The 15099-nt window shown below is 52.7% G+C and carries 13 protein-coding genes; 6 read left to right on the top strand and 7 right to left on the bottom strand.

Features of this window, described 5'->3' with window-relative positions; genetic code table 11:
- The first annotated feature begins 236 nt into the window (after nt 1–236).
- Nucleotides 237–497, top strand: a complete 261-nt coding sequence (gene ybiJ, locus M975_RS03655) for a DUF1471 family protein YbiJ (RefSeq protein ID WP_064557384.1) — start codon at nt 237–239, stop codon at nt 495–497.
- A gap of 206 nt (nt 498–703) precedes the next feature.
- Here ybiJ and ybiB read toward each other — a convergent pair whose 3' ends face one another.
- Together ybiB and dinG are read right to left on the bottom strand one after the other, a co-directional pair.
- Nucleotides 704–1672 (bottom strand): DNA-binding protein YbiB, encoded by a 969-nt coding sequence (ybiB, locus tag M975_RS03650; protein ID WP_064557382.1) that lies wholly within the window; start codon nt 1670–1672, stop codon nt 704–706.
- A 14-nt stretch (nt 1673–1686) separates the two neighbouring features.
- Nucleotides 1687–3846 (bottom strand): ATP-dependent DNA helicase DinG, encoded by a 2160-nt coding sequence (gene dinG / locus M975_RS03645; protein ID WP_064557665.1) that lies wholly within the window; start codon nt 3844–3846, stop codon nt 1687–1689.
- A gap of 165 nt (nt 3847–4011) precedes the next feature.
- Between dinG and M975_RS03640 the strand changes: the two genes are divergently transcribed.
- The 3 genes from M975_RS03640 to M975_RS23300 all read left to right on the top strand — a co-directional run bounded on the left by M975_RS03640 (nt 4012) and on the right by M975_RS23300 (nt 6206).
- Nucleotides 4012–5133: a ribosomal protein uL16 3-hydroxylase gene (locus M975_RS03640; protein ID WP_064557380.1), complete on the top strand. Its 1122-nt coding sequence runs from the start codon at nt 4012–4014 to the stop codon at nt 5131–5133.
- Between the two features lie 81 nt (nt 5134–5214).
- On the top strand, nt 5215–5970 hold the full coding sequence (locus M975_RS03635) for a MerR family transcriptional regulator (protein ID WP_064557378.1): 756 nt from the start codon (nt 5215–5217) through the stop codon (nt 5968–5970).
- Nucleotides 5971–6113: 143 nt separating this feature from the next.
- Entirely contained in the window at nt 6114–6206 is a 93-nt protein-coding gene (locus M975_RS23300; protein WP_374941768.1) for a hypothetical protein, read from the top strand.
- Here M975_RS23300 and M975_RS03630 read toward each other — a convergent pair.
- From M975_RS03630 to bglX, 5 genes are all read right to left on the bottom strand, one after another.
- Nucleotides 6187–6918: an ABC transporter permease gene (locus tag M975_RS03630; RefSeq protein ID WP_064557376.1), complete on the bottom strand. Its 732-nt coding sequence runs from the start codon at nt 6916–6918 to the stop codon at nt 6187–6189. The two genes, M975_RS23300 and M975_RS03630, sit on opposite strands and share 20 nt — an antisense overlap.
- Complete coding sequence (locus tag M975_RS03625; protein ID WP_064557374.1) at nt 6902–7846, bottom strand: ABC transporter ATP-binding protein; 945 nt, start codon at nt 7844–7846, stop codon at nt 6902–6904. Before M975_RS03625 ends, M975_RS03630 begins: the two co-directional genes overlap by 17 nt.
- A complete protein-coding gene (locus tag M975_RS03620; RefSeq protein WP_064557372.1) occupies nt 7843–9000 on the bottom strand; it encodes an ABC transporter permease in 1158 nt (385 codons plus the stop codon). The genes M975_RS03625 and M975_RS03620 overlap by 4 nt, the downstream gene beginning before the upstream one ends.
- A 112-nt stretch (nt 9001–9112) precedes the next feature.
- Nucleotides 9113–10024 (bottom strand): glycine betaine ABC transporter substrate-binding protein OsmF, encoded by a 912-nt coding sequence (gene osmF / locus M975_RS03615; RefSeq protein ID WP_064557370.1) that lies wholly within the window; start codon nt 10022–10024, stop codon nt 9113–9115.
- 161 nt (nt 10025–10185) lie between these two features.
- Nucleotides 10186–12483, bottom strand: coding sequence for a beta-glucosidase BglX (gene bglX / locus M975_RS03610; RefSeq protein ID WP_064557664.1), 2298 nt, complete (start codon nt 12481–12483; stop codon nt 10186–10188).
- Between the two features lie 193 nt (nt 12484–12676).
- On the opposite strand from bglX, the gene dld reads away from it, so the two are divergent.
- The gene (gene dld, locus M975_RS03605) at nt 12677–14422 is read left to right on the top strand and encodes a D-lactate dehydrogenase (RefSeq protein ID WP_064557368.1); all 1746 of its coding nucleotides are present in this window, start codon (nt 12677–12679) and stop codon (nt 14420–14422) included.
- 110 nt (nt 14423–14532) lie between these two features.
- Nucleotides 14533–15084 (top strand): GNAT family N-acetyltransferase, encoded by a 552-nt coding sequence (locus M975_RS03600; protein ID WP_064557366.1) that lies wholly within the window; start codon nt 14533–14535, stop codon nt 15082–15084.
- The last annotated feature ends 15 nt before the right edge of the window (nt 15085–15099 follow it).

Raw genomic sequence — 15099 nt, 5'->3', positions numbered from 1 at the left:
GTGATAACAAAAAAAGTAGCAAAAAATGCGGAAAGCGAAGCGTGAACCAGATCACAAAAATCAGAGTGATGATTAACTGGCGAATCATCACTCATTTCAATGATTTAGACGAGATTCAAAAATTTTGAATAAGGTGGTCAATTCTATTCGATTTATTCTTCTACTTAAAAGTGTGACCATAATCACATCGACGGAACAACGTCACCTTAAACAGAATAACCTGCGAGAAATTAACTATGAAAACCATCAAATATGCTGTAGCCGCAATCGCCCTTTCTACTCTTTCTTTCGGTGCTTTCGCTGCACAATCTATCAGCCCATCTGAAGCTCAGAACTTAAATAAAGTGGGTGTGGTTTCAGCGGATGGCGCAACAACTCTGGACGGCCTGGAAGCAAAACTGGCTGCAAAAGCAAAAGACGCTGGCGCAAGTGCGTATTCAATCACTTCTGCTAACACCAACGGCAAAATGAGCGGTACTGCGGTTATCTATAAGTAAGACTGCAGTAGTGCACTGATTTACCCTCATATTTTATATCTGGAGCTTTGCTCCGCACCACTGTTTTACTCTGTTATGACCCTTGTTGCCCGCGGCCATTTACCGCGGGCTTTTTTTTGCCTTGCATTCAGCTATATCAAAAATAAAAGTCAGTAACCTGGGCGAAAGCTCGCAGCCAACAAAGATGCAGCCTAAAACGGGGATAATCAGAATGTCTGATTAACTCGGCTTAAACCGTCCTCAAAGGTTGCGACCTCACCTGTTGCCACCAGGCAGCAGGCCATCTGCGTTCTTAATGATTGCGGGATAGGTTCCACACCGGCCACACAGCGCTCAATCCAGCGAGCGGTCACATCCGGGTCTTTCCCCTCAGGCAACACCACGGTTTCGTCGCTGACGTCTGTCTGCCGTTCGATTACGACCCGCGAACCCTGGCTGTCGATAAGCGTTATCTGTGGGCAGCGTTGCGGATTGGCATACACCTCGCCTTCGGTGCCGTGCATCAGCAGACCGCGCCCGCCGATATTAGCAAAGAACTTCGCCACTTTCGGGACATATTCAGGATGGGAAACGCTGGCAAGGCGCAGTGCGGCATCTTCTTCAAACGGCGTCGCAAGTTTTGCGAGCGTATGCGCACTGTTACGCACGCCCATGCGCCAGCGCATGGCGAGCTGGTCTTCCATCGGTGGGCAAAGCGCGCTGATGGGGATGTAAACCGGGTGATGTGAGTCCAGTTTGGCTTGTGCCTGGCCTGCATGCAGCGTTGGTTCAATGCCCATCAAGCTAAAAATCGTTTCGGTGAGCACACGGGTGGGATCGTGACTCACGCCATGTACGACAACCGGGAAGCCAAGACGGTTGAGTAACATGGCAAGCAATGGCGTGAGATTTGCCTGTTTGCGGGCGCCGTTATACGAAGGAATGACAATCGGCATCGGCTTGTTTACGGGTGGCGTCAGCGAAATCAGGTGATGCTTCATGGCATCATAGAAGCCAAGCATTTCTGCCTCGCCCTCACCTTTAATACGCAATGCAATCAGCACGCCGCCCAGCTCCAGTTCCGGCACTTCTCCCCTGAGCATATGGGCATATAAGCCGCGAGCGGTGTCAAAATCCAGATCGCGTGCGTGGTTTTTACCGCGCCCGACTTCTTTAATGATCTTACGGTAATCCACTCAGAGTCTCCTTTCTATTTCTTGCTCACACGTTTGCGCCGCACCGTCTTTTTAGGTGTGGTATCAATCAGTTTAGCCGCTGGCGCTTCGGGCTGGCTTATTGGAAACACCGGCAATGCCCCCAGTAAACGCTGCCCGTAATTTTTGGTCAACAAGCGGCGGTCATAAATCACTACCTCACCATAACAGCCGTGGCTACGAATTAAACGCCCTACCTGTTGAATAAGATTAAATGATGCGCTCGGTAAACTCTGTACTTCAAAAGGATAGCGTTTTAGCGTTTTTAACCATTCACCTTCCGTGACCACCACCGGACTGTCGATGGGTGGGAAGGCGATTTTGTGAATATGCACCTGGCTGAGTAAATCGCCCTTTAAATCGAGGCCTTCTGCAAAAGATTGCAGGCCAATCAGCACGCTGGTTTCACCCTGCTCAACACGTTTACGGTGCAATTCCACTAGCCGATAGCGCGGCATGTCGCCTTGCACCAGCAGAGTCAGCCGCAAATCAGTGACGTGTGTCAGGAACACCTGCATTGCGCGGTTGCTGGCAAACAGCACCAGCATGCCTTTATGCTCACCTTTCGCCAGCTCAGCACGGAAGAACGCCGCCATTTCAGCCAGATGTTGAGCTTCGTTTTCCATCGTTGGCTCAACAGTTAACTGCGGGATAACCAGCTTGCCCTGCTCGACATGGTTAAACGGGGAATCCAGCGCAATAAACCGATCGCCCGCATCTTCATCCAGCCCGCTCATCTCTTGCAGGCGGTCGAATTTATTGAGCGAGCGCAACGTTGCAGAGGTCACAATCACATGTGGAACGTTGCGCCAGACCAGTTTTTCTAACTGATCGCAAACACGAATGCCCACACAATGGAAATACAGATGTGGCTGCCCTTCGCGGATTTCACGCGTCACCCACTTCGACACCGGCGCTCCCGATGCCTTTTCCATTGCCGAAAGCCGCCACAGTTTGCTCTGCGTTTCGAAATAGCCTAACGCCCGGTTCATGTGCAGCAGTGAACGGTGCAAACGCACAATATCGTGCGTTCCGGTTTTTTCGCCAAGATCGTTAAGCAAGGCCTCTGACAGGCTGCGCAGCCCTTCCATCAGCTTCGCCAGCCGCTTGCAAATCACCATAATTTCTTCGGGTAGAACACCCATTTCAAAACGATGTTCGGCCTCTTTTTCGCCCGGCAACCACAATGAAACAATGCTGTTAAACGAGCTGAGCAGCTCAAAAATTTCTTCGCAATGATTGGTCAAACGTTCTGGATTGGTCAGCGGCGGTGGGCTTTTTGGGCGGAACTGCGCCATGCAGGTTTCGACCAGTTTGGTGAAGAGATCGAACTGCAAACGGCTATAGCCCGGCGTGACTTCGGCACTCATTTCCAGCGCGTCACGCGCCACATCCGGCAAATGGTGGCCTTCATCTAAAATCAGCAGCAGGTTTTTGGCTTCGGGCAGCACCGCATCACTTTCCATCGCGGCCATCACCAGGGCGTGGTTGGCGACCACCACTTCGGCGTCGTCAATTTCACGGCGAGCCACAAAAAACGGGCATTCACGATACCAGTGGCAATTGCGCCCCAGGCAACTGGCCTTGTCAGTGCTTAAGCGCCGCCAGAGATCGTCTTCAATATTTTGCGAAGTGTGGTCACGCAACCCGTCCCATTTATAGGCATCAAGGTCGGTTTTCAGTTTTACGCAACGCTGTTGTTCGTCTTTGCTGGTCGGTGCCATCTCATCTTCGAGAAAAGCCAGCAAATCGCCCTGTGAGGCGTTGTCCGTGGCAAGAGCGGCAAGGTTGCGCGGGCAAACGTAACGCCCACGGCCAAACGCGGCGGTAAATTTCAGATCGGGAATGATTTTGCGCAGCAGCGGCAAATCTTTGCTGAATATTTGATCCTGAAGGGCAACGTTTGCCGTGCTGACCACCAACGTTTTTTGCTCGCCGCGTGCAATAGCGATACCGGGGATCAGGTATGAAAGCGTTTTCCCCACGCCAGTGGGAGCCTCGATCGCCAGATGTCGCCCCGCTTCACCCGCAAGCGTTTTTGCCACTTCGGCAATCATTTGCCGTTGCGGTGGGCGCGGAATGAAGTCTGGGATCTGCTGTTGTAGCGCCTTATACCAGGCGGCGATTTGCTCTTTTTGAGCGGAGGACAAGGCCATAAAAACCACTTCTACTGTATAAACAGCCACTATTGTCCCACTTTTTAAAGCCGGGATGTATTGTTTTTTCACCAACACTGTGAGCAAGCCTTGACTCATGACAAGGCGGCCTGCGGCGTACCTTCTCTATAATCGAGCCCGTTTATCCTCCACTGGTATCAAAAAATGGATTATCAACTTAATTTAGACTGGCCTGAGTTCTTAGAGAAATACTGGCAAAAAAAGCCGGTCATCTTAAAAAATGCGTTTCCTGATTTTGTCGATCCGATTACCCCGGATGAATTAGCCGGTCTTGCTATGGAAGCAGAGGTGGATAGCCGACTCGTCAGCCATACCAATGATCAATGGCAGGCCGCCAACGGTCCGTTCGAGAATTTTGACAATCTCGGTGATACCGGTTGGTCATTGCTGGCTCAGGCTGTTAACCACTGGCATGCACCGTCTGCTGAATTGGTTCGCCCATTCCGTGTCTTGCCGGACTGGCGTTTAGACGATCTGATGATCTCCTTCTCGGTCCCAGGCGGCGGCGTTGGCCCGCATATCGATCAGTATGATGTGTTTATTATTCAGGGCATGGGTAGCCGCCGCTGGCGTGTGGGTGACAAACTGCCAATGCGCCAGTTCTGTCCGCACCCTGCATTGCTGCACGTTGACCCGTTCGAGCCAATCATTGATGAAGACCTTGCGCCGGGCGATATTCTGTATATTCCGCCAGGTTTCCCGCACGATGGCTTCACCCATGAAACGGCACTTAACTATTCCGTTGGTTTCCGTGGGCCAAATGGCCGTGATTTGATCAGCAGCTTTGCTGACTACGCGCTGGAAAACGATCTGGGCGGCGAGCATTACAGCGACCCGGATTTAACGGTTCGCGAGCACCCAGGCAAAGTGGAAGGCTACGAGCTTAATCGCCTGCGCGACATGATGATGGAAGTCATCAACCAGCCGGAAGATTTCAAGCAGTGGTTTGGCCGTTTTGTCACGACACCACGCCACGAGCTGGATGTCGCACCTGCTGAGCCACCTTATCAGCAAGATGAAATCCTCGATGCATTGGTTGGCGGTGAAAGCCTGACGCGCTTAAGCGGGTTGCGTGTGCTGAACGTTGACGGTGTGTTCTTCGTCAATAGCGAGCCAATGGAATCCCCTGTTCCAGCGGCAGCGGATGCACTTTGCCGTTTCACAACACTGGGCCAAACAGAATTGGGTGACGCATTAAAGAACCCGGAATTTGTTAACGTATTGACTGAACTGGTTAATCAGGGCTACTGGTACTTCGACGATTAATTTTTAGTTACATTAGTCACTAAAGTTCATGTGAATGACTACATTTATACGGGGGCTTCCCGGGCAGAGTGTGGAGATAACATGGCGCTTTATACCATCGGTGAAGTGGCTGTGCTTTGCGATATCAACCCCGTAACGTTGCGTGCCTGGCAACGGCGTTACGGGTTATTAAAACCACAGCGCACGGATGGCGGGCATCGCTTGTTTGACGATGCCGACATCGAACGTATTCGTGAAATCAAACGTTGGATTGAAAATGGTGTGCAGGTCAGCAAGGTAAACGCCTTGCTGGGTGGTGAACTCCAGAATCTTGAAAGCGGCTGGCGGGAGCGCCAGGAGCTGTTATTGCATCATTTGCAAAGCGGCAGCCCCAACCGCTTACGCACCTGGATGGCTGACATTGGCCGTGATTATCCCGCAGAAACCCTCGTCCACCAGCTCTACATTCCCCTTCGCCGCCGCCTGCAATGCCATCAAGTCACTCTCAATACACTGCTCAGCCTTTTGGACGGCGCACTGATCAACTACATTGCGTTGTGCCTCGCCTCAGCGCGTAAACGCAGTGGAAAAGATGCTTTATTGATAGGTTGGGATACGCCCGACACCACTCGCTTATGGATGGCTGCATGGGTGGCAATACAGCAGGGCTGGCGTATTGACGTTCTGGCGCATTCGCTCCATCAACTGCGCCCTGAGCTGTTTGCACAACAAACATTGCTGGTCTGGTGCGGCGACACCCCCACCCACACTCAGCTCGATCAACTTGAACTCTGGCGCTGCGCCGGGTTACAGATTTTCCCTCTGTCGAGTAACGGGAACACCACAACGCACGCATAAGATGAATTTAATGATTCATTAACAACCCTGCTTCGCCTTATAATCGACACCATATACACCTGTTAACATTCCCGAGCAGCCAACCGCGCAGCCCTTGAAGGATGACGGGTCGAACATATGGAGCGAAGATGAAACTAAGTAAAATGGCCCTTGTGGGCGGCATGCTGGTCATGGCTATCGGCGGGATTGGCGGCGTCATGCTGATGGGTTATATCGTTATCCTTCATAACGCGTGATGTAGCGCAAAAGGCGCTCAAACAGGCGGTCAATAACAATGGCCGCCATCGCAACCAGTAAAGCCCCCTGAATCACATAGGCGGTGTTAAAACCGCTCAAGCCGATGATGATCGGTGATCCCAACGTGCTGGCCCCCACGGTGGATGCAATCGCCGCAGTACCAATATTAATAATCACCGACGTACGAATCCCCGCCAGAATGACCGGTGCCGCTAGCGGTAACTCCACTTTTCGCAGCATCTGCCAGCGGCTCATTCCGGTCCCCAGCGCAATCTCTTTTGTCGCGTCCGGCACCGTCCCCATTCCGGCGAGTGTCCCCTGTAAAATCGGCAACAAACCGTAAAGCACCAGCGCGATAATCGCGGGCTTCGGGCCAAACCCCATCACCGGTACCGCAATGGCCAGCACCGCTACCGGCGGGAATGTTTGCCCCGCGGCGGCGATAGTTTCGACCAACGAGCGAAATTCCAGGCCCGCCGGGCGTGTGACAGCAATCCCCAGCCCCATACCAATCACCACCGCCACCAGGCTTGAAATACCCACCAGCATGAAGTGTTTTAGTGCCAGGGCGATAAAACTGTCTTGCTGGTAGAGCGGCCTTTCCAGCTCCGGAAACAGCCAGCTAAACAAGGGGCTGCTGTAAGGCATCACCACCAGAAGTGCGATGAAAAACGCAATCAGCCACAACAGAGGGTCACGAATCAAGCGCATTTTCACCCCGAACTAAATCGCTGAAATGCAAAACGCCGCACGGTTCGCCCTGCTGATTAACCACCGGTAACTGCTGGCACTGGCGATCAACAAACAGCGATAACGCCTCGCGCAAACTTAACATTTCGCTTATCGGCTCACCCGCTAAGCGTTCTTGTGATCGCACGCGATCTGCGACATGGCGTAGTGACAACAACCGCACGCCCAGTTCGCTACGGCCAAAGAAATCACGCACAAAATCTGTCGCCGGGCGGGTTAAGAGTTCTAACGGCGTGCCTTGTTGAACCACCTGCCCGTTGTCCATCAGCACAATGCGATCGGCCAGCGTCAGTGCCTCGTCGATATCGTGCGTCACCAGCACAATGGTGCGGCCAAGCAACTGGTGGATGCGGATGATTTCTTGCTGAAGCGCCCCGCGCGTGACCGGGTCCAGCGCGCCAAATGGCTCATCCATCAGCAACACTTCCGGGTCGGCGGCCAGTGCACGTGCCACGCCAACACGCTGCTGTTGCCCACCGGAAAGCTGATGCGGGTAGCGGTAACGGAATTGCGCGGCATCAAGACCAAGCAGATCCAGCAATTCGTCGATACGCGCATTGATTCGCGCTTTCGGCCATTTCAGCAGTTGCGGTACGGTGGCGATATTCTGCGCCACGCTCCAGTGGGGGAACAGGCCGATTGACTGAATCGCGTACCCCATGCGGCGGCGCAACGCTTTGGCGTCAAAATTACGTATCTCTTCGCCGGCAAAGCGGATACGCCCGCTATCATGTTCCACCAGGCGGTTAATCATTTTCAGCGTGGTGGATTTACCGGAACCAGAAGTACCAATCAGCACCGTAAATTCACCCTCTTTGATGTTCAGCGATAAATCCTGAACCGCCGCCGCACCCTGAAAGGATTTACTGACATTTTCAAATTCGATCATGGCTGTTTTTCCTCAAGCAATGAGATAAACAGTTTAAAAAACGCATCCAGAATCACCGCCAGGGCGATCACAGGGATCACGCCGAGCAACACCAGATCCAGCGCGCTGCTGAGTAGCCCCTGGAAGATAATCGCACCGAAACCTCCGGCGCCAATAAGTGCAGCAATCACCGTCATACCAATAGTCTGAACACAAACCACGCGTAGGCTGCGCAGCAAAACCGGCAACGCCAGCGGCACTTCGGCCTGCCAGAAAATCTGCCAGCGTGACATGCCCATACCTTCGGCACTTTCAATGATATTGCGCGGGACATGCTGCAAACCTGCGACGACACCGCGCACCAGCGGCAGCAGTGCATACAGCACCAGCGCGATGATCGCCGGAGCCACGCCAATTCCGCTTACGCCTACTGATCCTAACCACGGTAAAAATTTCACCAGTCCTGCAAGTGGTGCAATCAACAGGCCAAACAACGCCACTGACGGTACCGTCTGAATAATGTTGAGTACCGAAAATACCGAAGACTGCCAGCCAGGGCGGGTATAACAAAACACCCCCAGCGGCACGCCAATCACTAACGCAGGGAACAAGGTACCGAGCAACAAAGCCAGATGGCGCGTGAGTGCATCATCAAAAACATCCTGGCGGTTGGCGTACTCTTTGAGCAGTGAAAGGTCGGAAAAATAACCACTCCAGAGCAGCGCGACGGGCACAATCCAGATCTGTAGATTCAGCAATAAACGCCAGAGCGCTTTGGCCGTCAGGCGGTTGATGGCATCCGCGCACAACAACAGACATAAGGTCAGCGACAGCCATAACCCGCTGCCCGGCGATGTTCGCGCAAGCGTGCTTCCCTGCTGCGCAAATTGCGTCGCCGTCAGCCCCATCACCCACAGAATGGCGATAAACAGCAGTTCGCCTAACATGAGCGTGATAAACAGTGGAAATGAGCGGCAAGGTAGTAGCACCAGGAAAGCCAGTATCAACACCGGAAGGGCAAGCAGGAGCCCAGCGTGTGCGGGGAGTTGGCTAAGCGCAACAGGCTCCCCGGAAACCAGGCGGTTGGGTGCAAAGTTGATAAACGGCAAAGCCGCGCCTGCCACCACCAGCAATATCACCAGAAGCAGCAGGACGCGATTATGAATTTTGAGCAAACAGACATCCTGTTGTTTTTATCGTGGTCGGATAGCATTACGCGTGTCCGACCGGGGTGAAAGCCCTTCCAGGGTGGATAGGCACCAGCCCATCCACCCGTCGTTCAGTAACCTACTTCACAAAGCCTTTTTGTTTCAGGTAATCAGCAGCCACTTTTTTGGCATCCAGCCCTTCCACCGCAATGCTGGCGTTAAGCTGTTGCAGTGTTTTCTCATCAAGTGATGCAAACACCGGTTTAAGCCATTCGTCCATCTGCGGATAAGCCTTCAGCACGGCCTCACGCACAACGGGCGTTGGCGCGTAAATTGGCTGCACACCTTTCGGATCGCTCAGCGTTTGCAGGCCAAGTGCCGCCACCGGGCCATCCGTTCCGTAAGCCATTGCCGCATTCACGCCAGAGGTTTGCTGCGCCGCAGCTTTAATCGTGACCGCCGTATCGCCCCCCGCCAGCGACAGTAATTGCGGCTGTTCAAGTTTAAAGCCATAGGCTTTTTCGAACGCAGGCAGCGCATCAGAGCGTTCGATAAATTCAGCCGAAGCAGCAAGCTTAAATTCACCGCCTTTTTTCAGGTACGCGCTGAGATCGTCAAGCGAGGTGAGTTTGTTTTTCTCGGCCAAATCTTTGCGCACCGCGATGGTCCAGGTATTGTTCGCCGGAGCTGGTGTCAGCCACACGAGGTGATTTTTGTCGGCGTCGAGTTTTTTAACTTTCTCATAGCCCTGTTGCGCATTTTTCCATGCAGCATCTTTTTCATCTTTGAAGAAAAATGCCCCGTTACCGGTATATTCCGGGTAAATATCCAGTTCGCCCGCCGTAATCGCGCCACGCACGACCGGGGTGGTGCCTAACTGCACTTTATTGACAGTTTTGACGCCGTGGCTGTCCAGTACCTGCAAAATGATATTGCCGAGCAGTGAGCCTTCGGTATCAATTTTTGAACCTACTTTCACCGGCTCCGCAGCTTGTGCCCCTGCGGCCAGTAAGACTAACCCCGCCATACCCCAACGCGCTGATACGTTCATCGTGCTTCCTCACTGTTTTTCTTTGCTTAAAAATCATGGACTCGCAAAAGTTTAGTCGAGTTTTGGCATTTTGGCAGGTTGGTAGAGCGAGGAGAGCAGAATAAGAAAAGAGCCGGAAAACCGGCTCTTTTCTTGGGTGCAGCTTCAAGTATGAAGGGTAATTACTTGAGTTCAAACTCACCCTGTTTCACGCGGGCTGAATCCAGGCCGATAAACACATTAAACTTGCCTGGTTCGGCAACATGTTTCATCTGCGCGTTCCAGAACTTCAGTGCTTCAACGTCAATAGGGAAGCTCACGGTCTGGGTTTCGCCAGGTTTGAGCATCACTTTCTTAAAGCCTTTTAGCTCTTTGACCGGGCGGCTCATTGATGCAGTGACATCCTGCACATACAGCTGCACAACGGTTTCACCTGCACGGTCACCGGTGTTTTTCACATCAACTGAGGCTTCTACTTTGCCATCTGCTTTCATCGTCGGGGCAGACATTTTCACGTCAGACACCGTGAACGTGGTGTAGCTCAGGCCGTAACCAAATGGATACAGTGGGCCGTTGGCTTCATCAAAGTAGCGGGAAGTGTATTTGTTTGGTTTTTCCGGATTGTACGGGCGGCCAGTGTTCAGGTGGCTGTAGTACGTTGGGATCTGCCCAACAGAACGCGGGAAGGACATCGGCAATTTGCCTGACGGGTTGTAATCGCCAAACAGTACATCGGCAACGGCATTACCGCCTTCGGTACCCGGATACCAGGCTTCGAGCAGTGCATCGGCTTGCTGATCTTCTTTCACCAGCGCCAGAGGGCGGCCATTCATCAGCACCAGCACCAACGGTTTACCCGTCGCTTTCAGCGCAGCGATCAAATCACGCTGGCTTTGCGGCAGCACCAAATCGGTACGGCTTGATGCTTCGTGAGCCATGCCTTGTGCTTCCCCCACAACAGCCACCACCACATCGGCAGATTTCGCAGCGTTAACCGCTTCGTCGATCATTGCTTGTGGAGAACGTGAGTCAACCTGAACCGCAGGTTCGTACTGGTTCAGGAACGCGACGATGTCTTTTTCATCGGTCACATTGGCACCTTTCGCAACGACGATTTTCGCGTTATCACCAACGGTGTTTTTAATCCCCTGCAACACGGTCACGGTTTGATCGGCAACACCTGCAGCAGACCAGCTACCCATTACGTCACGCTTGCTGTCCGCCAGCGGGCCGACAACGGCAATGGTGCCGGATTTTTTAAGCGGCAATACTTGCAGGCGGTTTTTCAGCAACACCATGCTTTCACGCGCAACTTCACGTGCATCTTTACGATGCAGGCGACTTTCCGCGTTGGTGTCTTCAGGGTCAGATTCTTTCGGCCCTAAGTGGCTGTATGGGTCGTTGAATAGCCCCATATCGTATTTCACGTTCAGCACATGGCGCGTGGCATCATCAAGTTCAGCCATTGGCACATCGCCGCTTTTCACCAGTTCTGGCAAGTATTTGCTGTAATACTCATCGCTCATACTCATGTTGATGCCAGAGTTCAGCGCAATACGCACCGCATCTTTCGGGTCACTTGCCACGCCGTGCTTGATCAACTCTTTGATGGCACCATGATCAGAAATAGTGATGCCTTTAAATTTCCACTCATCGCGCAGCAGATCTTTCAAAAGCCATGAATCAGAAGAAGCTGGTGTACCGTTCAGTGAGTTCAGCGCCACCATTACGCCACCGCTGCCCGCGTCCAGCGCGGCTTTGTACGGCGGCATATAGTCGTTGAACAAGCGTTGAGTGCTCATATCAACCGTGTTGTATTCTTTGCCGCCTTCCACTGCGCCATAAGCCGCGAAGTGTTTGACGCTGGTCATCACCGAATAACGGTCTGCCGGGCTTTTGCCCTGCATCGCGTCAACCATAGTGCGACCCATGATGGACGTCAGATAAGTATCTTCACCAAAGCCCTCAGAAACACGGCCCCAGCGTGGGTCACGAGACACATCCACCATTGGCGCCCAGGTCATGTTCAGGCCATCGTCTGCAGCCTCATAAGCCGAAACACGGCCTACCGTTTTTACCGCTTCGAGATTGAATGAAGACGCAAGGCCGAGGCTGATGGGGAACACGGTACGTTGGCCGTGAACCACGTCATAAGCAAAGAATAATGGGATTTTCAGGCGACTGAGATCCATCACCTGGTCTTGCATGCTGCGGATGTCGTGACGTGTGACGGTGTTGAAAATCGCCCCGACCTGCCCGTCTTTAATCATCTCGCGAATGGCTTCTTTCGGGTTATCTGGCCCAACGCTGATTAACCGCAACTGGCCGATTTTCTCGTCGGTGGTCATTTTCTTCAGCAAATCAGTGACGAATGCGTCACGCGCCTCAGGTGTTAACGGGTGTGGGCCAAACATTTCGTTAGCCAGCGCGGGTTGCAGCGCAAGGCTAACTGCAATACTTACAGAACAGAGCCATTTCATCGACATTACTCTCTTGCTCAAGCCGCCACAGAGGGCCGCACGAAGTGATAAGACGAGCAGTGTGCCACAAGGTTACTGCTGTAAGAAGTGTCGCTTCGGTGTTATGTGCTGATTTTCCGAACCTTTAAGACGATTCATTATCGATTTGCGAGCTATGCTTGTAGTCGTCAATATTTTCCCAAGGAGCGGATAAATGTCTAACTCTACGCCATCCCAAAAACAAACATTTATAAATGAGCTGAACCGCCTGGTGGGCAGCCAACATGTATTAACCGATGCGGCAAAAACGGCACGTTATCGTAAAGGTTTCCGCTCCGGCCAGGGTGATGCGCTGGCGGTAGTTTTCCCCGGAACACTGCTTGAGTTATGGCGTGTTCTGAGCGTTTGCGTCAGCACCGATAAAATTATCCTGATGCAAGCCGCCAATACAGGCCTGACCGAAGGCTCAACGCCGAATGGCAACGATTACGACCGTGAAATTGTCATTATCAGCACGTTGCGTCTGGATAAATTGCAGCTGTTAGATGGCGGCAAGCAGGTGCTGGCCTTCCCTGGAAGTACGCTCTATCAACTAGAAAAAACCCTAAAACCATTAGGTCGTGAGCCCCATTCAGTGATTGGTTCATCGTGCATTGGCGCGTCGGTGATTGGTGGGATTTGTAATAACTCCGGTGGTTCACTGGTTAAACGAGGCCCTGCGTATACCGAAATGGCGCTGTACGCCCGCATCGATGAGCAAGGTAAGCTAACGCTGGTCAACCACCTGGGAATCGACTTAGGTGTGACCCCCGAACAGATTCTCGGCAAGCTCGATGATGAGCGCGTCAAACCTGAAAATGTGCTGCATGACCAACGCCAGGCCTCTGATAAAGATTACGCCGAGCGCGTGCGTGATGTGGAGGCTGACACACCATCACGCTTCAATGCCGATCCCAGCCGCCTTTTTGAAGCCTCAGGCTGTGCCGGAAAGCTCGCCGTATTTGCCGTGCGCCTCGATACCTTTGTGGCAGAAAAACAAAACGAAGTGTTTTACATCGGCACCAATAAACCAGAAGTACTGACTGAAATCCGCCGCCATATTCTGGCCAACTTTGAAAACCTGCCGGTGGCGGGTGAATACATGCATCGAGATATTTACGATATTGCCGAAGTGTACGGCAAAGACACCTTTATGATGATCGACAAACTCGGCACCGACAAAATGCCGCTTTTCTTCACCCTGAAAGGTCGCGCTGATGCATGGTTTGAAAAAGTCCCGTTTGTAAAACCGCACTTCTCTGACCGTGTTTTGCAGCGTCTGAGCGGCTGGTGCCCGAGCCATTTACCGCCGCGCATGAAAGAGTGGCGTGGAAAGTACGAACACCACCTGTTGTTGAAGATGTCAGGCGATGGCATTAGTGAGGCCCGTAACTGGCTTGAGAGCTATTTCGAGCAGGCTGAAGGCGCATTTTTCGTCTGCACACCAACCGAAGGGGCAAAAGCATTTTTACACCGTTTTGCCGCCGCCGGTGCCGCCGTGCGTTATCACGCGGTGCACGCCAGTGAAGTGGAAGACATTCTGGCACTCGATATTGCCCTGCGCCGCAACGATCAAGAGTGGTTTGAGCAACTGCCGCCAGAAATCAGCAGCCAGATAAGCCACAGCCTCTATTACGGCCACTTTATGTGCCATGTCTTCCACCAGGATTACATCGTTAAAAAAGGCGTTGATGCCCATGCGCTCAAAGAGCAGATGCTAGAACTGTTGCGTTCACGCGGCGCGCAATATCCGGCTGAGCATAACGTTGGACATTTGTATGAAGCTCCCGCCAGCTTAAAACAGTTTTATAAGGCAAATGACCCGACTAACAGCATGAACCCGGGGATAGGAAAGACCACCAAGCACAAATGGTGGGAAGAAGCATCCTGCAACCATACGCATCACCACGATAACCCTTAAGGCGTATTGTCAACTGCCAGAATCCGGCTGTCTTTAGACTATTTTTCGTACTAGATTAGTGCAGGTGGTGTGACCTCATGCCACCTGCCTTTTTGTTACAGGAGCGAGAAATGTCGGTGTTAGAAACATTGCCGTCCGCGCGGTTACAAGTTCGGGACGCAACGCTCGACGATATTCCTGCCATCACGGCTATTTATGAATGGCACGTTCTTCATGGCCGCGGTTCTTTTGAAGAGTCACCTCCCACAATTAGCGAAATGGCAGAACGCCTGAATGCCGTGCACCTGCAACAGCTCCCCTGGCTCGTTGCCCTGCACAGTGGAATTGTGGTGGGTTATTGCTATGCAACGGCGTATCGCCCGCGTCCGGCGTATCGTTATACACTCGAAGATTCAGTTTATATCGACGCCAGCATGACCGGCCAGGGTGTGGGGCGTGAATTGTTAAACCATCTTATTGAGCGGTGCGAAAAAGGCCCGTGGCGGCAGATGGTGGCGGTGATTGGCGATGGTGAAAACAACACAGGTTCGTGCCGCCTGCACAAGATGCTCGGTTTCGAAGTGGTCGGGCAATTACGTAGCGTGGGGTTTAAGCTTGGTGGCTGGCGAGATACCTTGATTATGCAGCGCCCACTCAATGAGGGTGACTGGACGCTGCCCTGATACCCGTCATACTTC

It is taken from the genome of Buttiauxella brennerae ATCC 51605 (assembly GCF_001654925.1).
Lineage (GTDB): Bacteria > Pseudomonadota > Gammaproteobacteria > Enterobacterales > Enterobacteriaceae > Buttiauxella > Buttiauxella brennerae.
This window is presented reverse-complemented; position numbering and strand designations above follow the sequence as displayed.